Raw genomic sequence first — 22,531 nt, forward strand, 5'->3', positions numbered from 1 at the left:
ACCTATTATTTATTCCTATATTCATAAACAATAAAATTATTAGAAGTAAAATTACCGAATGTCTTTAAACAATAAAATAGTATTTTTTATTCTGTTATGCTTTTGCTTACAAGGTGTATATGGACAAGTAGATCAAACTAAAAAAGAGCCAAAACCTCAAAAAGACAGTACTGAAATCTATAACAAAATCCGAAATTATTCTAAAAGAAATAAGTTTACGCAAACTATGCATAAACTATTTTTTAGATCGAGGAAACCAAAGAAAAAAGAAGAACTTTTGGTAAAAATAGACTCTACAAATTATGAAGGCAAAATTATTCGAAATATAAATATTATTACATTAGATCCGTTTGGTCATTCTGTTGCAGATACCACACAAGTACCCAAAAACTGGGGAGAACGAACAGGAAACAAGCTTCATTTAAAAACAAAAAAAATAGCGATTTATAATTTATTGTTATTCAAACGAAATACACCTTATAATACCTATAAAGTTTTAGAATCTGAGCGTTTGATTCGTTCCCAGCGTTATGTGACCGCCGTTCGAATCTCCAATCAATCTGTCGGAAAAGCATCTGATTCTGTAGATGTTACAATTAGAGTTTTAGATTCCTGGAGTACAATTCCGAGATTTTCTATTTCGAGTAATCAAGTTTCGATTGGTTTTAAAGAAAAAGACTTTTTTGGCTCTGGACAGCAGCTGGAATACCGTTTTACGAATCGATTTGATGATGGACGAAATGCTAATGAAGCAACCTATACCGTTCCGAATATCAAAAACACTTATATCAGTACCATTCTTCATTACAAAATGGACTTAGATAATAACTATATCAAAAGCATTGATGTAGAACGTGATTTCTACTCTCCTTTAACCAAATGGGCGGGCGGAGTTTATGTTGATGAATATTACAGACGAGATACGCTTCAAGCTCCAGATCTTTCTTATGCCTATCAGCCGATGAAATATACATCACAGGATGTTTGGGCGGGACGAGCTTTTAAAATGTTTAAAGACGATCATGATGCAATAACCAATCTTATTACAACTGCGAGATTTTTAAATGTCAATTACAGCGAATCGCCAACAGAAGTTTATGATCCAGATCATTTTTATTCAAGTGAAAAACTGATTCTAAGCGGTATCGGATTAAATACTCGAAAGTTTATCAAAGACAGTTATATCTTTAGAAATGGACAAACGGAAGACGTTCCTATAGGCAGAATATATGGAGTAACATTTGGCTATCAATACAAAAACACATTTTGGAGGCCATATGTCGGCGCACAATTTTCATTTGGAAATTACTATCGATTAGGATTTCTGAGTATGAATTTTGAGGCTGGAACTTTCTTTCATCAATCTAAAACCTACCGTACTGCTTTTTTATTTGAATCGAATTATTTTACAAAGTTGTACAGTATTGGGAACTGGAAATTAAGACAATTCGTAAATCCAAAATTTGTTTTTGGTATAAACCGTGACAATGTGATTGGTGATGAACTTAATATAAATGAACAAAATGGTTTAGCAGGATTTAATACTGCATTGTATGGGACTAGTAAAGCTGTTTTATCACTCCAAACCCAAACCTATTCTCCGCATGCATTATGGGGGTTTCGTTTAAATCCATTTTTTAATTACTCCATTGCCGTTTTAGGAAGTCCAGAAGTCGCAATGACTAAAAGCAAACCGTATTCTAAACTCACCCTAGGATTGTTGGTTAGTAATGACTATTTGGTTTTTAGTTCATTTCAGCTTTCAATTTCATATTATCCAAGTATTCCGCTTCAGGGCGATAATGTTTTCAAAACAAATACTTTTGAAACTACAGATTATGGACTCCAAAGCTTCGAACTTGCTAAACCAAGAGTTGTTGATTATAAATAATTTTATTTTTTTTCTAAATTTTCAAAAAAGTGTAAAGCAATTTATAATCAATAATTTAGCATAAAAATTTTCTAAAAACGACTCGTCGAAATGCATTTTTATCCGATAAAATACATTTGCTTTATTTTTTTGGCACAGTATATGAATATCTTTGAACAAGATTAACATTTAAAAAAATAAACAAAATGAAAACGATAAAATTAGCAATCGCCGGATTATTTCTAATGGTTGCAAATGCCACGCAAGCCCAAGTATCGATAAACGTTAACATAGGAAATCCTCCAGCTTGGGGTCCTGCAGGATATAGCGAAATGGAATATTATTATCTTCCAGATATTGAAGCTTACTATGATGTTCGTGCTGCGCAATTTATATATTTTGGAGGAGGAAGATGGGTTAGAACAACTTACCTGCCAAGACAATATAGAAACTATGATTTATATGGTGGTTATAAAGTAGTTTTAACCGATTATCATGGTAGAACTCCTTATACTTATTTTGATCGTCATAGAGTAAAATATTATAAAGGATATCATGGTGCTCCACAAAGACCATACAAACCAAGACCAGTTTATGGTTACAATGATCGTCGTCATGACCACAGAGATTACAAACATTATGACAAACACGATAAGCATCATGATAAACATGACAGACATGATGATCGTCACGACGACCATGATCACGGACGTGGAAGAAGATAATACTAAATCACTAGTTTTCAATACAAGAGAGTATCAAATAATATGATACTCTCTTTTTTTTGCAAATTTAACTTTGAACTTTTGTTAAATCTTTGTAATTTACATATAAATCACTGAAAAACAGTTAGTTTTAAAAAATTAACCATTGTTTAATGAGATTCTGACTTATATTTGCACCGAATTTTAAAAATCCAAAAAAGAAATTTATGAAAAAGAATGTTTATTTGCTTTCATTTTTAACAATGTCACTATTAATAGGCTGTGACAATAATGATGATAACAAAAACGATAACCAATCGTTGAATAACATTACTATTACTTCAGATCAAAATGCTTTAAATCAAAGGCTTGATTATACCAATTCTGGAGTAATTTCTATTGAAAACGGTTCTTTAACAGGAAAATCTGCTGACAACACTATTACAACTTTCCCTTTAGTTCAAATTGCTGAAGTAAAACCGCCAGTTGATGCTAACGGAAAAACATTACAAGCAAGCCACGTTACAGTAAACGGAAACTATGCTTATGTTTCTTATATTACAAGAGGCGATGTATATTCTGGAGCGATCGATGTAATTGATGTTTCAGATCCATATAAACCAAAATTAGTTACATCAGCTTTAATTCCAAATACTGATATTACATCTCTTACCTACTCTAATGGAAACTTAATTATTGGAGCAGCAAAAGATGTAGATAAAGACCCTTTGCTTGCAAACAATCCTGCAATAGTTTTTAATATGCCTTTAAGCTCTGGATTACTTACGGATAAAGTAATGACTAATTATTTAGAAAGCAGAGTTACAACGGATGTAGCAGCTAACTCTTCTAATTATTTTGCTGTAACTGGAGATAACGGAAGCTTGTTTAAAATGAGTACTTCTACTAAAGCAATTACTGGTAAAACTGCAATGTCTGATCTACGTTCTATTGCATTAACTTCTGATAAAGTCGTGACTTTGAGCGGAAATAAAGGAGTTAACATCTATAATCAATCGACACTTGCTTTGCAAAAAAGCTTTACAACTTCTACAGATATAAGCGGTGCAAAAAGAACAATGGATATTGATGGAACAAAACTTTTGGTTTCTGAAGGTCCAAATGGTCTTGGCGTTTACGACATCAACAGCGGTTCTAAGTTACAAACAATTGGAATTACTACTGCTGGTGAAGATAATGTTACAAATGCTGTTTCTGTAAACGACGGATATGCATTTCTTGCAAATGGTGCTTTAGGCCTTAATGTTTATCAATCAGGAACTCAATTAAGTTTATTAGGTTCTGTAGGAATTGCCGGTTCTTCAAACTACGTAAAATCAAGCGGAAACTATATTTACGTTGCCAGCGGAACAGGTGGTTTGAAAATCATTAAGATGGAAAAACCAAACACTACATTTGCCAGTTGTTCTTCATACGGAATTTATAATCAAGGCAGAGATTTGATTTTAAACTCCAATGAAATTAAATCTTACCAAGGTGCAACAGCTATTAATTCGGCAATTGTAAATTCTGGTGCAGTTTTAACACATTGCGGCGCTATAACTGTTTTAAGTAACCTAACTTTAAATACCAATGGTACTTTTAATATGAGAGGAAGTTTGTCTCAAGGTAAATATCTACAGTCAACAGAGCTTATCATAAATAATAATGCAGTATTACAAATTGAAGGTTCGGTTGTAATTTGGGGAGATTTAAGATTAAACAGCGGTGCTAAAATTAATTTCATCGGAAACGATTCTTCTATTACAATCTACGGGAAAGTTACAAAAGGAAGTAATGTTACAATTACAGGAACTTACAAAGACACAGAAAACAAGTTGAAATAAACAATAGTTAAATTTCAAAACCTAAATATTTTGAAAGCTGCCAGAATTAATCTGGCAGCTTTTTTTATTTTAACTGCTTTAATTAAGGTACAATTATTGTGCGTTAACAATTCATTTAAATAATCTTCCATAAAATAATTAGTATTTTTGGGACAATTTCAGAAAACAACTAACTCATTACCATGCGAAAAATACAGATCCAAATCTTTCTTTTATTTTTTATAGGTTTTCAAACTTCATTTGCACAACAACCGCAAAAACCAAATTCGGTTGAAATTTACAATCAAATCAAAAAATTGAACTTTTTAGGCTCTGTATTATATGTTGCTGCACATCCTGATGACGAAAATACTCGAATGATTTCGTATTTGGCAAATGAGATGAATGCCAGAACTGGTTACTTATCGTTAACCCGCGGTGATGGAGGACAAAATTTAATTGGACCACAATTACGTGAATTATTAGGTGTTATAAGAACGCAAGAACTAATTGAAGCCAGAAAAATTGATGGCGGAGAACAGTTTTTCTCCCGTGCAAATGACTTTGGTTTTTCTAAAAATCCAGATGAGACTCTAGATATTTGGGACAAAGGCAAAGTCTTAGCAGATGTGGTTTGGACAATCAGAAAATTTCAGCCGGATATTATTATCAATAGATTCGATCACCGTTCGCCAGGAACAACGCACGGTCATCATACATCCTCAGCAATGTTGAGTGTTGAAAGTTTTAAATTAACCAATGATCCAAAAGTTTACCCAGAACAATTGCAATATGTAACGCCGTGGCAGGTTAAAAGACAATTTTTTAATCCGTCTTGGTGGTTTTACGGAAGTCAGGAAAAATTTAATGCTGCTAATAAATCTAAATTTACCAAATTAGAAACTGGGGTTTATTATACTGGAATTGGAAAATCAAATCAAGAAATTGCAGCTTTAAGCAGAAGCCGCCACCAATCTCAAGGTTTTGGAAGCACGGGAGTTCGTGGCGAAGAAACCGAATATTTAGAACTTATTAATGGTGAAACCCCAAAAGACAGAGATAATTTATTTGACGGAATTGACACAACTTGGAACCGAGTTAAAAACGGAAAACCAGTTGGTGAACTAATTACTTCGATTATTTCAAAATATGATTTTAGTAATCCATCAGCAAGTATTCCAGATTTAGTAAAAGCCTATTCTATGATCGAGGGTTTGGAAGATACACATTGGAAAACTATTAAATCTGCTGCTATAAAAAATATTATTGCATCATGCTCAGGATTATATCTTGAAGCGGTTTCAAATGAGCAGGAAGCAACTCCAGGAAGCACAATTAGATTGAGTCTTGAAGCTATTAACAGATGCAGTGTTGATATGCAATTGGCAAGTGTAACAACATTGCCGGACAATAAAACTACAGTTCAAAATAGTGTTTTGAAGAATAATAACGATCAGAGAATCAATCTTCAATTACAACTTCCAAACAATATTGAGTATACACAGCCTTATTGGTTAAAAGAAAAAGCAACTGTTGGAATGTACACAGTTTCCAATCAGGAAAATATTGGAATTCCAGACATCATCAGAAATGTAAAAGTTGTTTTTAATGTAAAAATAAACGGTGTAGAAATTCCGTTCGAACGAACTGTCGTTTACAAATATAACGACGGTGTAAAAGGAGAAATGTATAATTTTCTTGATATTGTACCAGAAGTTACAACTTCAATTTTAGAAAAAGTTTTGATTTTTAGAGATACTAAAAGCAAAATGATTCCTGTAAAAGTACGTGCAGGAAAAGACGATGTAAAAGGAAATTTACAATTAGAATTGCCAAAAAGCTGGAATGTTTCTCCAAAAGAAATTCCGTTCGTTTTGGACAAAAAAGGAAACGAGCAAATATTTTATTTTGAAGTAACTCCTCCTCTTAACCCAGAAGAAGTTGTGGCAAAAAGCATTGCAGTTGTAGACAACAAACGTTTTGACAAAGATCAAACGATTATAGATTTTAGCCATATTACGAAACAAATGGTTTTAAAACCAGCAGAATCTAAATGTATTCGAATCGATTTGAAAACTTCTGGAGATGCAATTGCTTACATTATGGGTGCAGGCGACGAAGTTCCTGAAAGTTTAACTCAAATGGGGTACAAAGTTTCTATCTTAAAACCAGAAGAAATTACCCCAGAAAAATTAGATTCCTTTAGTACTGTTATTACAGGAATTCGCGCCTACAATACAGTAAGTGCTTTGGCTAATAAACAAAATATACTTTTTAATTTTGTTAAAGGCGGCAAAAACATGATTGTTCAGTATAATACTAACGGAAAACTGGTAACCGATAAAATCGCACCTTATCCGTTAAAATTATCTAATGACCGTGTGACCGAAGAAAATGCAAAAATTACTTTTCTAGCTCCAAATCATCCAGTCTTGAATACGCCAAATAAAATTTCCTCAAAAGATTTTGAAGGCTGGACACAAGAGCAAGGTTTGTATTATCCAAATGAATATGATCCTGCCTTTACTCCTATTATTTCGTCGCATGATAAAGGAGAATCTGCTAAAGATGGTGCTTTATTAGTAGCTCCGTACGGAAAAGGATATTATATTTACACAGGTTTGAGTTTCTTCAGGGAATTACCAGAAGGTGTTTCTGGAGCGTATCGATTATTATCGAATATTATTTCTCTAAAACAGCCTATTGAAGCTCCTAAACAAGACATAAAACAATAATTATGGAAGCGAAAAAACAAAAAAAATGGAAAAAAAGCTACACCTATGTTTTGGTCGCTAATGCAATTTATATTGCTATTTTTTTCTTAATCATGCAATTATACTCATAACCTATGCAGCTATTTGACTGGATCGTACTTATTGTAACCTTATTATTTATTGTTGGATATGGTTCGTGGAAAACCAAAGGCAGTAAAAATGTTGAGGATTTCATTTTAGGAAATAATGAAACGCCTTGGTATACTGTCGGACTTTCTGTTATGGCAACCCAAGCCAGCGCCATTACTTTTTTATCTACGCCTGGACAAGCGTATCATGACGGAATGGGTTTTGTGCAGTTTTATTTTGGTCTGCCAATTGCCATGATTGTGATTTGTGTAACCTTTATTCCACTATATCATAAAACTAAAGTTTATACCGCTTACGAATTTTTAGAAAGAAGATTTGACGTAAAAACTCGTTCTCTTGCCGCTATTTTATTCTTGGTTCAAAGAGGTTTAGGAACTGGTTTAACAATTTATGCACCAGCAATTATTTTGTCAGCGCTTTTAGGATGGAATTTAACCATAATGAACATTATAATTGGAGTTTTGGTTATTATCTATACTTTTTCTGGTGGAACAAAAGCCGTAAACGTGACACAGAAACAACAGATGTTTGTAATCATGTCTGGAATGTTTATCACTTTTTTCCTGATTCTGCATTACCTTCCAAATGACATGACTTTTAACAGTGCGCTTCATATTGCAGGAGCAAATGACAAAATGAATATTGTTAATTTCTCCTTTGATCCCGAAGAAAAATATACTTTTTGGAGCGGTATTACCGGCGGTTTCTTTTTAGCACTCGCCTATTTTGGAACAGACCAATCACAGGTTGGACGCTATCTATCAGGAAAATCGGTACGTGAAAGCCAGATGGGATTAATCATGAACGGACTTTTAAAAGTTCCGATGCAATTTTTTATTCTTCTAACAGGAGTAATGGTTTTTGTATTTTTTCAATTCAATCCAGTACCATTAAATTTTAATCCGAATAATAAAATTGCTATTGAAAAATCTGCATATAAAGGAGAATATCAGGCTTTAGAAAAAAAACTAGAAAAACTTTCTGAAGATAAAAAGGTAATCAACTTATTGTATATCGATCAGTTGAATCAAGATTATGATAATCCGATTTTGCGCAAAGAATTAGTTGCTTTATCTAATAAAGAAAAAGATCTTCGCGATAAAGCCAAAGAAATTATTTCAAGAGCCGACAGCAATTCTGAAACCAACGATAAGGATTATGTGTTCTTTCACTTTATCCTTCATTATTTACCAAAAGGACTTATCGGATTGTTATTGGCCGTTATTCTTTCAGCGGCAATGTCATCGACGGCTTCTGGACTAACTGCATTGGCTTCTACAACCGCAATTGATATTTATAAGCGAAACGTCAGTGAGAAATCAGAAAAGCATTATCTGAATGCTACAAAGTTTTTTACACTTTTCTGGGGAGTTGTTGCCATACTTTTTGCCTGCGTTGGAACTTTGTTTGAAAATTTAATTCAGCTCGTAAATATTATCGGATCAATCTTCTACGGAACAGTTTTAGGTATATTCTTAGTTGGTTTTTATCTGAGAAAAGTTCAAGCAAAACCAATGTTTATCAGTGCGATTATCAGCCAGCTTACGATCTTTGTAATTTATTATTTTATGATTTACAGTCAGGAAAAACTAGGTTATTTATGGCTTAACTTTATTGGAGCAATTTTGACAATTGTATTAGCGTTCTTATTGCAGTTTTTATTTTTTAAAGGGAAAAAAGAAAATGATGAATTAATTTTAGAATAAGGAATGACTCAGAAACTATTGTATATATTTTCAGTATTTATTTGCTTTAATGCCAACAGCCAAAATATTGACAATATTCAAATAGTTGAAGAGAATTCACTATCAACTCAACTTTACGTAAAATGTTTCGAAAATCTAAATCAAGGATCTGAAATATTCGAAAAATATCCGTCACTTAAAAGCATAAAATTTTGCACATTACTAGATTGTATGTTTTTGTATGCTTATAAAGAAGATGACATACAGTTAGCAGCTGAAAAAAGATTAATTGGTATTACCACTCAGTTGTATAACGAAGGAACGCCAGTTTATCTAACAATGGGGTTAGACAGTTATTTATATGCTCAAGAAAAGAATAAGAATTTAGAAAATGATAACCATATCGTTTATATTAATTATGGAGAATGTACAAATCCTGATTTTTTGATAAAAGCTGCAGAAATTGTAAATACGCAAACTAATTTACTAATTAAACAATCTTCCTCTAAATAATCCTACTACCCTAGCCCTGATGGAAGCGGTATCCTTTTACTTTTTCATTAAAAAGCAAAAGATAAAGCGAACAGCAAGAAACAGCTTCAAAAATTATACTTCAATATTAAAAAATTGTAAGTAAAAGTGCTATTTTAGTTCTTCCAAATAATCTTAAAAGATTAACCAAAAACAACCATAAACCAAAGAACTATAAATGAAAATTTCTGACGATTTAGAAAAACTGCTGCCATTCGGTTACCTTTTCCTAATTTTAATGGGAATACTAAAAGACAGTATTTATTATTATCAATTTGGAATCAATATTTTAAGATACTCCACAATTATGGATGTGTTAATTAGTCCAATCGCTGAGTTTACTTCAAATCCAATTATTCTAGCTACGATTATTCTAATGTTTATAGCACATTTTTATCTGCCTGCATATTTAGCTAAGAATAAAGACAAAGCATTTATAAAAAAAACTTTTGAGTTAAAATCGACAGATGAACTATCTGCAGAAGAAACTAAAAGCTATTACAACGGTATTGCTATAAAATCTCTAGCAATAATCTTATTGTCATTCTTTTTAGGTTACGGACTTGCAGGCGGTTATTTTGGCAAAGAAAAGCTGAAAAACAACAAATTAGAATATAGTTATCAATTGGATTTTAATGAAGGTGAATCTAAAAATGTATCTTTAATTGGTAATAACAGTTTGTACTATTTTTATTTTGTCAAAGGAGATAAAACTATAAAAATCACACCTTTGTCATCAATAAAAAACATACAACTGATTCAAAACAAAATGATTAATTAAAAAAATCTTCTTTTTTAATTTCTCCAAAAAAACATCATTTATGAAAGATCTAAAAAAATACAGCAATAAAATGAAGGCTGCTTTTATTCTATTAATAGTGATGTTAATCATTTTATTGGGAAACTTTAATACGCTTCGAAATTCTAAAAACGTAAATGATAATATCAATGCGATTTATAAAGATCGACTGGTTGTTGCACATTATATTTTTCAATATTCTAAAGAACTTCACTTTATAAAAGCTGAAGCTGAAAAACTAAATTTAAGCGACACTATAAAGAAGAGAGAAATCAATCACACTTTAGACATTATTCATAACATAGATGATTTGTATGCTAAAACGGTTTTGACCAATAAAGAAAAACAGCATTTTGATATGTTTTTGCAGTCTTGCAAAGAAATAAACAAACAAGTAGAAAATAAAAATTGGAACGAAATTGCCAATTCTAGTGCAAAAGCACTAAAAACATTAGAATCATTATCGCAGATTCAAATTGAAGAAGGAAAAGCTAAACTGGCTGCTGCTAATGCGATGTACAGTAAAAACAATAGTCTTGGCCAGCTTCAAATTGCGCTTCTAATTATTCTGGGCGGAATTACCTTTTATCTTTTGATCAAGAAAATAAAGAAAACCATTAAAATTCCTGAACCACCGAGTTTGAATTGAAATTTTAGTTTGTTTTGTTTTAAGTTTCAGGTTTAAAGTTTCAGGTTTAAAGTTTCAGGTTTCAAGTTTCAAGTTTACCGATCAGTTTGTCATTCCGAGGAACGAGGAATCTCACTAGTAAGTCGACAACAGTTTGTACCCCCCCGAGTAAGATTCCTCGTTCCTCGGAATAACTAGAGAATCAAAATATTTTTCATCAAAGCCAAAAAAAAATTCCAAAACCCGAAAGCTTTGGAATTTGGAATTTTATATTTGAGATTTATAATTTGCAAAAATTATTATCTGCTCCACTCAGCGATACTGTCTTTATTCAATTTTACGTAATCGGCATTATTTGCTGCTTCTGCAGATGCCAATGACGCTTTTGCAGTTTCAATTGCTCCTTTTTTATCTCCTTGTTTTGCTTGAATCTGTGATTTTAGTCTAGTTACATAGTATGGTTTGTCTGTACTCATATCAAGAGCTTTGTCTACATAAGTTCTTGCAGTTTCAATGTTTCCATTTGATTGAAATAAATATTGAGATGCTGCATAATAATCATTCCAAGTTGGACCTGCTAAAGTTTTTTCAATACTTGCCACAGCAGTTTTAGCGGTTGGAACTTCAAATTTTAAAGCAACATGAGAGTTTTCCCAAGACATTTCTAAATAACCAAAATTTGGATCTAAACCATTAATTCCAATTGTAAATGTCTCAACTGGTGTTGGTAATGCATCTTCTTTTACAGTAGTTTTTAAAGCAACATAAGCATCACTCCAGTTTTCTGGCAATCCCCAGTTATCTGTAGAAAGGTAAAAAATAACGTCCCAGCTTTCAATTCTTGGAACTGTATAAATTGCATATTTCCCTTTCTTTAAAGTTTTTCCATCAATTACCACATCGTCACTGAAGTTGATGATCGTATTTTCATTAGCTCCAGTTCTCCATAGTTTCCCAAACGGAACTAAATTCCCGAAAACCGCTCTTCCTCTTGCTCCTGGTCTTGAATAAGTAACTTCAACATCAGTTAAACCAACAGTTTGTTTGATATATCCTTTTGGACTTGCTTGTGGAGTTTTTACTTGTGCTTCTGATGCTAATGGTGCTAAGATCAGGGCTAATGCAATAAGTAGTTTTTTCATTCTTATGATTTTTTTGTTTTGTTCAAATTTACAAATTCAATAAGGGAACAAATGTTAAATTTTATATAATTCAAGACTTTAACTGTGATATTTTTTCGGCATTTAATTCGTTAAAATGATCTATAACTAAATCTGCTTCTTTTAAATCCTGCAGGTTAGAATGCTCACTTTTGTATCCCACACAAAATATACCAGCTGCTTTCGCCGCTTTTACTCCGTTTGTGCTGTCTTCAATTATAATACATTCTTCTTTAGGTGCAATAGAAAGTGAAGCAGCGTGAAGAAATATCGCTGGATTTGGCTTTGACTGCGGAAAATCTTCACCACTCACAATATGTGTAAAATACTGATGCAGATTGAATCTCGTAAAAACACGATCGATTGTTACTTTTGATGCAGAAGAAGCTAAAATTAATTGTATTCCGTTATTGTACAAATCTTTAATTAAATCTTCAACACCATCCAAAAGATAGAGATCTTCTTTAGTATCAAATGCGTCATTAAAAATATGACGTTTTCTCTGAATCAAATCTTCCACTTCCTGCTCTACAGATGGGAAATAACTCTTCAAAGTTTGAAATGTATTTCTAGTAGAGAATCCTGTAAAAGAAGTATACATCTCTTCAGGTACTTCTATATTTAATTCCGAAAATTGTAAATAATAGGCATAACGGTGAACAGGCTCTGTATCTACAATTACGCCATCCATGTCGAAAATTACTGTTTTAATCATTTTTTTAGATTCTGAGGTTCTGAGGGACTAAGGTTCTAAGGCTTTTTTTTACTGAAAACTGCGACTGAGACTGATTACTTTTTCAGAAGATGTCTAATTACCGTTTCAGCAGCGTGCAAACCAAATAATCCTGGCATATAACTGTTTGTTCCGTAAAATGACTTTTTAAAGTTTTTTCCGTCGGTTAATTTTAAACTTTTTTCGTCTTGAATTTCAGAAGAGAAAACCACTTTTAATTTATTGATTTTTGCTTCTTTCAAACGCTTACGAATTGTTTTAGAAAAGTAGCAGTTTATTGTTTTAGAAATATCGGTTACTTTTACTTTAGAAGCCAGCATTTTACCGCCAGCACCCATACTGCTTATTATTTTTACTCTTTTTCTTTTCGCAGCAATAATCAAATTCAATTTTGGAGTAATACTGTCAATACAATCTAAAACATAATCAAATTCTGGAGAAACAATTTCAAAAGCACGTTCTGGAGAAAGAAATTCCTGTACACGCGTCAAATTTAATTCTGGGTTTATATCCATCAATCGATCCCCTACAATTTTAATTTTTGGCTGACCAACTGTAGAATGTAACGCTGGTAACTGACGATTTATATTGGTAATATCCACAACATCTCCATCTACAATTGTCATATTTCCTACTCCCGCTCTTGCTAAAAACTCAGCTGCAAAAGATCCAACTCCTCCTAATCCGACTATTAATACATTTGAATTCTGTAAATTACTTAATCCTTCTTTTGTAAATAAAAGCTCAGCTCTTTCTGTCCATTCTGCCATATACTCTATTATTGTTTTTGTTTGTTTATTTATTTTGTTTCAAGTTTCAGGTTTCAAATCTGTCAGGCTGAGCGAAGTCGAAGCCCGATTTCTTATTGTTATAGACTTAAACTTTACTCAGTGTGAAAAATCACATTCAACTTTTCACATTCAATTTCTCACATTTAACTTCTAACATTTAACTTCTAACATTTAACTTCTCACATTTAACTTCTCACATCTCACTATTCCCTATCCAAAGACACTTTTACAATTACTTGAAATAATACTTTTTAATTCTTTTAATTCTAGTTTTTTATATTCTGATGCTAATTGATAAACTTGCTGAATTGTTTCTTCCATTGTATCGGTTTCTAAAAAGAATCGGTCGTTTGGAACATTTTGAAAAACAGTTTTTAAATCTGGGTTTTTCAATAAATATTTTCCAAAAGAAAGATAAAATCCTGCCGTAATTAATTGTTCGGCAACCTGTTTGTTTTTCGAAAATCCGTGAATAATCATCGGAACTGTAATTTTTAATCTTTTCCTAATTTCAATTACTTCTTGAAAAGCTGCGACACAATGTATTACAACTGGTTTTTTGAATTTTTCTGCTAATGCTAATTGTTGTTCAAAAACTAAAATTTGTAACTCTAGCGGAATATCAATTCTTTTATCTAAACCGCACTCTCCTATTGCCAGACAATTTTCGGTTTGCAATTTTTCTTCTATAATTTTCAAATCGGCATCAATGCGATTTTCTTCAATATACCACGGATGAATTCCGATCGAATAAAATGCAATCGAAGCATCAAATTCTTTCGGATATTGGTTAACCAATTCTAAAACATCTGCCTGATTGGTAAATTGATGGGTATGAAAATTAAAATATTCCATTAATGAAAGGTTTTAACACCCGCTTTAATTTCAATTTTCAAATCATTTTCCTGCGGAACCAGTGGACAAGAATACTCGTAGTTATAAGCACAATACGGATTATAAGCTTTATTGAAATCGACTGCGATTGTATTCCCTTTCGGAATTTCAAGATCTATGTAACGGCCACCGATATAACTCTGTTTTCCAGAGGTTAAATCTGAAAAAGGTAAAAACAAATGATTTTTGTATTTCTCCTGTACTATAAGTTCTAAATTTTGGTAAACGTTCAATTTGAAATCTTTACCTTTTATTTTAAAATATAAAGTACCGTATTTAATATATTTTGAAGTATATTTTCCCGACTCTTTCATTTCAAAAACTTTTCCTCCTTTAGCTTTTACTAGAGTAGCATTTACAAAAAAAGTTTCGTTTACGGGATAAAATTCTAAGCTTTTAAAAGTTTTTAAATCTTTAGTCATTAACGGACTAGTCTTAGGATCAGCAAATTCTGAATTCAATTTCTTCTGAAATTTTTCTACTTCACTTTTACTAAATTTTTTTTGGCCATAGCCAAAAGTAAAAACCAACAATAAAACTAGGGCGTTTAATGTTTTCATCTTAGAAATTTTCTGCAAAAATAGTTCAAAAGTAACAAAACAACAACCACTTAACGCGACAAAGTTTCCTAACTTTGTGACGATAATCTATCAAACAAAATGCTTAAAACCGCTTTTACCCATTACATCAACAATTTTAGAGGATTTACAAGAGAAATTTGGATTCTTGCCATCATCACTTTTATCAATCGTGCTGGAACAATGGTACTTCCTTTTTTATCCAAATATTTAAAAGAAGATCTTCATTTCAGTTATAATCAAGTCGGATGGATTATGGTTGCGTTTGGCTTTGGTTCTATGCTGGGTTCATGGCTTGGAGGTAAACTTTCAGATAAAATAGGCTTCTATAAAATCATGATATTCAGTTTGTTTACAAGCGGTGTTTCTTTATTCTTTGTTCAATATATCACTACTTTTTGGGCTCTTTGCGTTGCCATGTTTTTATTAATGACAATTGCTGACATGTTCAGGCCGGCGATGTTTGTTTCTTTGGGAGCTTATGCCAAACCAGAAAATAGAACACGTGCCCTAACGCTTGTGCGTCTTGCTGTAAATTTAGGTTTTGCTGCAGGACCTGCACTTGGAGGTCTAATTATTATGGGAATGGGCTATTCTGGTCTTTTCTGGGTTGACGGGGCTTCTTGTATTATTTCGATTTCAATTTTTGCTTTATTAGTAAAAGAAAAGAAAAAAGTAGTTCACGATGATAAGACCGAAAGCGCTGTTGAAACTAAATCTGTTTTTCATGATAAAATTTTCTGGGTTTTCTTATTTGTGAGTTTTATCACTGCAATGATATTCTTTCAGCTTTTTACTACTTTACCTTTATATCATAATGAAAAATTTGGCTTAAGCGAATTTCAAACTGGATTATTAATGACACTCAACGGACTTTTGATTTTCTCTTTAGAAATGCCTACGGTTGGATTTTTAGAACGAAAAGCTTTTCCTAAAATCAGAATTATCATTGTTGGTTCTTTTATAATGGCTCTGAGTTTCTTTATACTTCTTATCAATTTCTGGGCAGGCATATTAGTAGTCAGTATGGTCTGTATTTCTATTGGAGAAGTTTTAACTTTTCCTTTTTCGAATGCCTTTGCTTTGAGCAGAGCACCACGCGGACAAGAAGGTCGCTACATGGCTCTATATACTATGAGTTTTAGTCTTGCTCATATTATTAGTTCAAAAGTCGGGTTTGAGATTATCACAAGATTAGGATACCAAATCAACTGGCTATTTATGGCTTGTATTGGCGTAATCGGAACTGGATGTTGTATCTGGATTAAAAATGCTCTTGTTACAGAAAAAGTGACACAATAAATTTTTAACTTATTAATCCATTTAAATTCAATTAATTACCATTAAATTTGAATCATATTTCTGTGCTCAAAATCGAATTCAACTTAATTTTTAGTTAAATAACTATTTTTATAGTTGTGTAACTAAAAAAATAGTTGTAGGTTTGAATTAAAATTAGAGATGATGCAGAAGTTAACAAACAAAGAAGAAGAAATTATGATGATTTTATGGAAGCTGAAAAAAGCTTTTGTAAAAGAAATCCAAGCAGAAATTACTGAAGACCAGCCGCACTACAATACGTTATCTACTATTGTACGCAATTTGGAAGACAAAGGATATGTTGGGCACAATGCCTTTGGAAATACGCATCAATACTTTCCTATTGTTGCAATTGAAGATTACAGAAAAGGATTTATGAAAACGGCAATTGATAATTACTTTAATAGTTCTTATAAAAGCATGGTTTCCTTTTTTGCTAAAGAAGAAAAAATTTCAGCCGATGAATTGCGAGAAATTTTATCAATGATTGAAAATAAAAACGAAGAAAAATAATCTTGCTTATGGAAGCACTTCTTATTTATATCGCCAAATCAAGCAGTTTAATACTTTTTTTCTATTGCGTTTATTATTTTTTGCTGCGCAAAGAAACATTCTTTAACAGCAACAGATGGTTTTTATTATCTGGTTTAATAATTGGAGCAATTTTGCCATTATTAAGTTATACAAAAGTGATATGGATTGAGACTGCTCCAGCTTTAGGTACTACCATTCAATCATCATTAATTGAAATTCCCGAAAGAGAAGCTTCTAATTTTAATTGGAGTTATATTATCATGTCTTCATATGGAATTGGCTTTTTAGTTTTTATAATAAAATTTGCAATTGATTTTTATAGTCTCAATTCTATTATCAAAGGAAAAAAAATACAACAGCAAGCTGATTTTAAATTCATTGATGTTAATGAAAATATAGCGCCTTTCTCCTATTTTGAATATATTGTATACAACTCATCACTGTACACCACTTCTGAATTGGAGAATATCATCGAGCATGAAAAAGTACACAGCGACCAAAATCATACTGTAGATGTATTAATCTCTAGATTATTCAGTATTATTTTTTGGTTTAATCCAATTGTCTGGCTTTATAAGAAAGCGATCACGCAAAACCTTGAATTTATTGCTGACAACGAGGCTGCTAAAAAATTACAAGACAAAAAATCTTACCAATACACGCTTTTAAAAATAACAACACACGAAAATTGTGTTGCAATCACCAATCATTTTTATCAATCATTAATCAAAAAACGAATTGTCATGTTAAACAAAAATCAATCAAAAAAGAAGAATTCCTGGAAGTATTACACAGTAATTCCAGCTCTTGCGGCATTTGTTTTATTATTTCAAATTGAAGTAATTGCAAAAGAAAAACCTCAGGCAAAAAAAGAAATTTCGGAAACAACCAAGTCTGTAGACGTGTATAAAATTAAAAGAAACTCTACAGATGCGGAATTAAAAGAAATTAAGGAAAAATTAAAATCAATTCATAATATTGATTTTGAAGTTTCAGAAATAAAAAGAGATGCTAAAAACAATCTAACTTCAATAAAAGTAAATGTTACAAGAGGCGAACAGCAAGCTCAATCAATTCAAATAGGAGATCAAATTATAAAAGATTTTGGAGTACTTGTTACAACAGACAAAGATGGAAACAAAACAATTGGTATCCAAACCTTTGATGATCCAAAAGATTCCAAAACTGCTAAAGAACCTAAAGTTGGAGTTAGCAAAGGCATAAGCACCATAACTTCTGATAACTCAGATGATTCTAAAACAAATTCAGTAATTACAATTAACAAAAACCAAAATACTAAATCAGATAACAATGTTAACACTTATTCTTTTACTAGTACAAAAACTAATACTGATACTAACACAAATATTAACGGTGTTGTAACTATAAATAATGACAAAAATGTTGTCACTAAAGTAATTACTAACGGGGGCTCAACAATTGCTATTTCAAATTCTGCTAAAAGTGCTACTAAACTAGATGGCCAACTCGTGATTGTTGATGGAGAAGAAATGCCAAGTAATTTTGATATTGATTCTATAAAAGCTAAAGATATAGAATCTGTAAGTATTTATAAAGGATCACAAGCTGTAGCTAAATACGGTAATCGCGCTGCAAATGGGGTTATTGAAATTGAAACTAAAAAATAAAAAACTTTTATAAAAAAGAAAATGCAAAAACTAACCAATAAAGAAGAAGAAATCATGCATATTTTATGGAAGCTGAAAAAGGCTTTTGTAAAAGAAATTCAAGCAGAGATTTTAGAAGATCAGCCGCATTACAATACTTTGTCTACTATTGTTCGTAATCTGGAAGAGAAAGGTTATGTTGCGCACAATGCTTTTGGAAACACGCATCAGTACTATCCTATCGTAAGTATCGAAGATTACCGAAAAGGTTTTATGAGTACTGCTATTGACAATTATTTTAATAGTTCGTACAAAAGCATGGTTTCATTTTTTGCTAAGGAAGAAAAAATTTCTGCAGATGAATTACGAGAAATATTAGATATGATCGAAAATCCAAAAGAAGGTAAATAATCAAAATAGTATGGAAGCACTTTTCATTTTTATCCTGAAATCGAGCGGATTGTTGGCAATGTTTTACTTTGCTTACATCTTTTTACTTCGCAAAGAAACTTTTTTCAATAGCAGTCGCTGGTTTTTAATAGCGGGATTAATTACTTCTGTAATTCTGCCTTTTGTAGTTTATACCAAAGTTATCTGGATCGAAAAACCAGCTATGCAAATTATCAACAAAAGAGTGGTTGAGAATTTTTCTACTGCTGATACTTATAGCGCTAGTACTGCTTCTTACGAACCCCAATACAGCCCTGCAGCGTTAGTTGAAGAAGAGCCGATTGAAATTAATTGGGATTTAGTCTTTATAGCAATTTATAGTTTAGGATTAACTGCTTTCTTGTTCAAATTTGGGTTTGACATTTATAGTTTGAACTCAGTTTTAAAAGGAAAAAAAATACAACAGCAGGAAGATTTTAAATTTATTGACGTAAATGAAAACATAGCTCCTTTCTCCTATTTCGATTATATTGTGTATAACTCATCACTGTACACTCCGACAGAATTAGAAAGTATTTTGGAACACGAAAAAGTGCACAGCGACCAAAATCATACTATTGATGTTTTGATATCTAGAATCTTCTGCATCTTATTTTGGTTTAATCCAATTGTGTGGCTTTATAAAAAAGCTATTTTACAAAATCTTGAATTCATAGCCGACAGAGAGGCCTCTAAAAAAATCAACGACAAAAAAGCGTATCAATACACGCTTTTAAAAATCACAACGCATGAAACCTGCGTTGCAATCACCAATCATTTTTATCAATCATTAATCAAAAAACGAATTGTCATGTTAAACAAAAATCAATCAAGCAAAAAGAATTACTGGAAATATTACGCCGTAATTCCTGCTCTTGGAGCTTTTGTACTTTTATTTCAAATAGAAACAATCGCGCAGGAAAAGAAACAAAACGGATTGCCGTCTATTTCAAAAGACACTATTAAATCAAGCGATGAAACTTTTAAAATCACAAAAAACACAACTGATCAGGAATTAAAGGATTTGCCAGGGAAATTAAAAGCAAATCATAATATTGATATTGAAATTTCAGACGTTAAAAGAAATACCAAAAAGGAATTAACTGCTATTCAAATTAAAGTAAAATCAGAATCGGGCAAGAAACAAACTATTGTAATCGACGGTGATGAAGCTATAAAAGACTGTGAATTTGCAATTGGAACTGACGAAGATGGCACAAAATCTATAGTTATTAATACAGACGAAAACTTCTCTGTTCCTGTTATGATGAGAAATGAAAAAGTTATCGTTCGTCACTACGGAGATTCAGACATTACACCACCAACACCGCCAGTTTTTCCTTCAGGACCAATGCCAGCTGCCCCTGCATTAGATATGTCTAAAATGCCAAAACCTCCAGTTGCTCCAAAAAACATGAACGATAAAGTTGCTGTAAGTAAGTTTGAAAAACAAATGGAAGCTTTTGAAAAACAAATGGAAGTTATTGAGCCTCAATTGGAAGCGTATGAAAAACAAGTTGAAGCATTAATGTCTCAAAGAGAAGCGATTTACGAAAAAGAAATGGCTAAGTATGAGATAGCAATGGAAAAGTTCCACGCAAACATGGAAAAATTTAATTACGATTTTAAGTTTAAATTTGAAAATGATGCAGAATATGGCAACACAAAACAATATGAGCAAGACATGAAACAGTTGGAGCTTGATATGAAACAGCATGAAAAAGACATGAAACAACATGCGAAAGATATGAAGCAGCATGAAAAAAACATGAAACAGCACGAAAAAGATATGAAAGCTATGGAAAAAGAAAATAAAAAAGCTTAATATACTTTGTTCATCTAAAAAAACCAGTGCTAAAACACTGGTTTTTCTATTTCTAATATTAAATATTGAAAAATGAAAAAAAATCTTCTAACTCTTTTGTTGCTTTTTAGTCTTTCTATTATTGCTCAGCAAAATTTAGCCGATAAAGCCATTTTTAAAGCTATGGATAAGACAGCATCAATATTATTAGAAAAATCAAAAACTAATTCAATCTCAATTGGTGTTGTCAATAATGGGAAAACTTTTACCAGACATTATGGAGAAATTGATAAAAACAAAGAAAATAAAGCTGATAATAACACTGTTTTTGAAATTGCATCGATCACTAAATTATTTACCGGTTTACTTACAGCTCAAGCTGTATTAGAGGGAAAACTAAATCTCAACGACGACATTAGAAAATATCTCACTGGGATTTATCCAAATTTAGAATATAACGGTACTCCAATTACGATTAAAGATTTAGTTTCTTTTAGAACTGGTTTTAACAGAGATCTTCCAGATACGGATGAATTAAGAAAAAATCGAAACGACAGCAGTTACTTGGCTTTTAAAAAGCTGGACGAATCTTACAGTCGTGAAAAGTTCTTTGAAGATCTTAAAACCATTAAATTAGACACCTTGCCAGGAACTAAATTTAAATACAGTAACGGAAGTCTAAATTTGACAGCTCATATTTTAGAAAACGTCTATCACAAAGATTATGAAACACTTCTTAAAGAGAATATATTTTCAAAATTGGACATGAAATCAACTGGAATTAATTTAGATTCAGACATAGTTATTGCAAATGGTTACAATCTAAAAGGAGTATTAATGCCGAGAATTTCAGATAATCTTTGGGGCGCTGCTGGAAGGTTAAAAACTACTTTAGGTGACTTAACTAAATTTATTGCTTACGAACTAAATACAAAAAATAAAATTGTTCAGGAATCGCAGCGAAATCTCTTAAACAGTATCACAACTTGGAACGGCTATTTTTGGGATTATATTCAGGTAGAGGAAAATGGTCAAAACTGCTGGAAACACGGTGGTGCATTTGGTACTCAAAACATGTTGATTGTTTATCCAGAAAGGAAACTTGGATTATCGATCATTGTAAATATAAGCGATGAAAACACAGCAAATGCATTAGGAGAAGCCATGATACGATTGTCAAATGATTTACTTAGTGCATACAAAAAACAAACTGGTATTTATGGATATAAAATAATTAATAACAATGTTGTTTTTAGTTATGAACATGATAAAAATTTAAACTCAAATCTTATTAAAAGTATATCGATTGCAGGTTCATTCAATAATTGGAACCCCAATGATAAAAACTATCAATTGATTCAAAAAAGCAAAAACACCTTTGAGTTATCGATTCCAAAAGCTAATTTTGAGAAAGACAAGACACATTTTTTTAAATTTGTAATTAATAAATCTGGCTGGATTGAAGCTCCTCAAAATGTAATAAACAGAGAAGCAGATGGCGATAAAAACTTAATTCTTAAAATTTAAATTACATAATTTACACCTTAAAGACTTTGGTTTAAACCCAAAGTCTTTTTTTTATATCTTTGAAGAAACAATATACTATGTATAAATTCTTAGCCAAACTCAATAAAATCTTAATGCCAAGTTTTACCAAACAAGGTTTAGATATTTCAAAAGCAAAAAAATGGCAAATGGCTATTATTGGTTATCGTGCATACGTAACAAAGCGTGCACTAGATAAGTAGCCATT

General features: G+C 31.8%; 20 protein-coding genes. 15 read left to right on the top strand and 5 right to left on the bottom strand.

Annotation, left to right across the window (positions count from 1 at the left end):
• The first annotated feature begins 58 nt into the window (after positions 1-58).
• The 8 genes from QMG60_RS16545 (at position 59) to QMG60_RS16580 (ending at position 10,928) form a co-directional block, all read left to right on the top strand.
• A complete protein-coding gene (locus QMG60_RS16545; protein WP_057117894.1) occupies positions 59-1,891 on the top strand; it encodes a hypothetical protein in 1,833 nt (610 codons plus the stop codon).
• A 185-nt stretch (positions 1,892-2,076) separates the two neighbouring features.
• A complete protein-coding gene (locus tag QMG60_RS16550; protein ID WP_057117893.1) occupies positions 2,077-2,595 on the top strand; it encodes a hypothetical protein in 519 nt (172 codons plus the stop codon).
• A gap of 206 nt (positions 2,596-2,801) precedes the next feature.
• Positions 2,802-4,421, top strand: a complete 1,620-nt coding sequence (locus tag QMG60_RS16555) for a hypothetical protein (RefSeq protein ID WP_281865693.1) — start codon at positions 2,802-2,804, stop codon at positions 4,419-4,421.
• 182 nt (positions 4,422-4,603) lie between these two features.
• Positions 4,604-7,135, top strand: coding sequence for a PIG-L family deacetylase (locus QMG60_RS16560; protein WP_281865694.1), 2,532 nt, complete (start codon positions 4,604-4,606; stop codon positions 7,133-7,135).
• A 113-nt stretch (positions 7,136-7,248) separates the two neighbouring features.
• Positions 7,249-8,970, top strand: a complete 1,722-nt coding sequence (locus QMG60_RS16565; protein WP_281865695.1) for a sodium:solute symporter — start codon at positions 7,249-7,251, stop codon at positions 8,968-8,970.
• A gap of 3 nt (positions 8,971-8,973) precedes the next feature.
• The gene (locus QMG60_RS16570) at positions 8,974-9,462 is read left to right on the top strand and encodes a hypothetical protein (RefSeq protein ID WP_281865696.1); all 489 of its coding nucleotides are present in this window, start codon (positions 8,974-8,976) and stop codon (positions 9,460-9,462) included.
• 196 nt (positions 9,463-9,658) lie between these two features.
• Entirely contained in the window at positions 9,659-10,261 is a 603-nt protein-coding gene (locus QMG60_RS16575) for a hypothetical protein (RefSeq protein WP_057117889.1), read from the top strand.
• 40 nt (positions 10,262-10,301) lie between these two features.
• Complete coding sequence (locus tag QMG60_RS16580) at positions 10,302-10,928, top strand: MCP four helix bundle domain-containing protein (protein ID WP_281865697.1); 627 nt, start codon at positions 10,302-10,304, stop codon at positions 10,926-10,928.
• Positions 10,929-11,206: 278 nt separating this feature from the next.
• Here the strand turns inward: QMG60_RS16580 and QMG60_RS16585 are convergent, their stop codons facing one another.
• From QMG60_RS16585 to QMG60_RS16605, 5 genes are all read right to left on the bottom strand, one after another.
• Positions 11,207-12,049: a DUF2911 domain-containing protein gene (locus tag QMG60_RS16585; RefSeq protein WP_057117887.1), complete on the bottom strand. Its 843-nt coding sequence runs from the start codon at positions 12,047-12,049 to the stop codon at positions 11,207-11,209.
• A gap of 70 nt (positions 12,050-12,119) precedes the next feature.
• Positions 12,120-12,782, bottom strand: coding sequence for an HAD family hydrolase (locus QMG60_RS16590; protein ID WP_281865698.1), 663 nt, complete (start codon positions 12,780-12,782; stop codon positions 12,120-12,122).
• Between the two features lie 74 nt (positions 12,783-12,856).
• On the bottom strand, positions 12,857-13,570 hold the full coding sequence (locus QMG60_RS16595; protein WP_281865699.1) for a tRNA threonylcarbamoyladenosine dehydratase: 714 nt from the start codon (positions 13,568-13,570) through the stop codon (positions 12,857-12,859).
• Between the two features lie 231 nt (positions 13,571-13,801).
• Positions 13,802-14,446, bottom strand: a complete 645-nt coding sequence (locus tag QMG60_RS16600; RefSeq protein WP_281865700.1) for a TatD family hydrolase — start codon at positions 14,444-14,446, stop codon at positions 13,802-13,804.
• The gene (locus QMG60_RS16605; protein ID WP_134141189.1) at positions 14,446-15,045 is read right to left on the bottom strand and encodes a DUF1684 domain-containing protein; all 600 of its coding nucleotides are present in this window, start codon (positions 15,043-15,045) and stop codon (positions 14,446-14,448) included. The genes QMG60_RS16600 and QMG60_RS16605 overlap by 1 nt, the downstream gene beginning before the upstream one ends.
• A gap of 99 nt (positions 15,046-15,144) precedes the next feature.
• On the opposite strand from QMG60_RS16605, the gene QMG60_RS16610 reads away from it, so the two are divergent.
• From QMG60_RS16610 to QMG60_RS16640, 7 genes are all read left to right on the top strand, one after another.
• Positions 15,145-16,365, top strand: a complete 1,221-nt coding sequence (locus QMG60_RS16610) for an MFS transporter (RefSeq protein WP_281865701.1) — start codon at positions 15,145-15,147, stop codon at positions 16,363-16,365.
• A 162-nt stretch (positions 16,366-16,527) separates the two neighbouring features.
• Complete coding sequence (locus QMG60_RS16615) at positions 16,528-16,896, top strand: BlaI/MecI/CopY family transcriptional regulator (protein ID WP_281865702.1); 369 nt, start codon at positions 16,528-16,530, stop codon at positions 16,894-16,896.
• Positions 16,897-16,904: 8 nt separating this feature from the next.
• On the top strand, positions 16,905-18,566 hold the full coding sequence (locus QMG60_RS16620) for a M56 family metallopeptidase (protein ID WP_281865703.1): 1,662 nt from the start codon (positions 16,905-16,907) through the stop codon (positions 18,564-18,566).
• Between the two features lie 21 nt (positions 18,567-18,587).
• A complete protein-coding gene (locus QMG60_RS16625) occupies positions 18,588-18,956 on the top strand; it encodes a BlaI/MecI/CopY family transcriptional regulator (protein ID WP_281865704.1) in 369 nt (122 codons plus the stop codon).
• Positions 18,957-18,966: 10 nt separating this feature from the next.
• Positions 18,967-20,799, top strand: a complete 1,833-nt coding sequence (locus QMG60_RS16630; RefSeq protein WP_281865705.1) for a M56 family metallopeptidase — start codon at positions 18,967-18,969, stop codon at positions 20,797-20,799.
• A 72-nt stretch (positions 20,800-20,871) separates the two neighbouring features.
• A complete protein-coding gene (locus QMG60_RS16635) occupies positions 20,872-22,305 on the top strand; it encodes a serine hydrolase (protein ID WP_281865706.1) in 1,434 nt (477 codons plus the stop codon).
• A gap of 77 nt (positions 22,306-22,382) precedes the next feature.
• A complete protein-coding gene (locus tag QMG60_RS16640) occupies positions 22,383-22,526 on the top strand; it encodes an SsrA-binding protein (protein WP_281865707.1) in 144 nt (47 codons plus the stop codon).
• Positions 22,527-22,531: the final 5 nt, after the last annotated feature.

Source organism: Flavobacterium sp. GSB-24 (assembly GCF_027924665.1).
Classification (GTDB): domain Bacteria; phylum Bacteroidota; class Bacteroidia; order Flavobacteriales; family Flavobacteriaceae; genus Flavobacterium.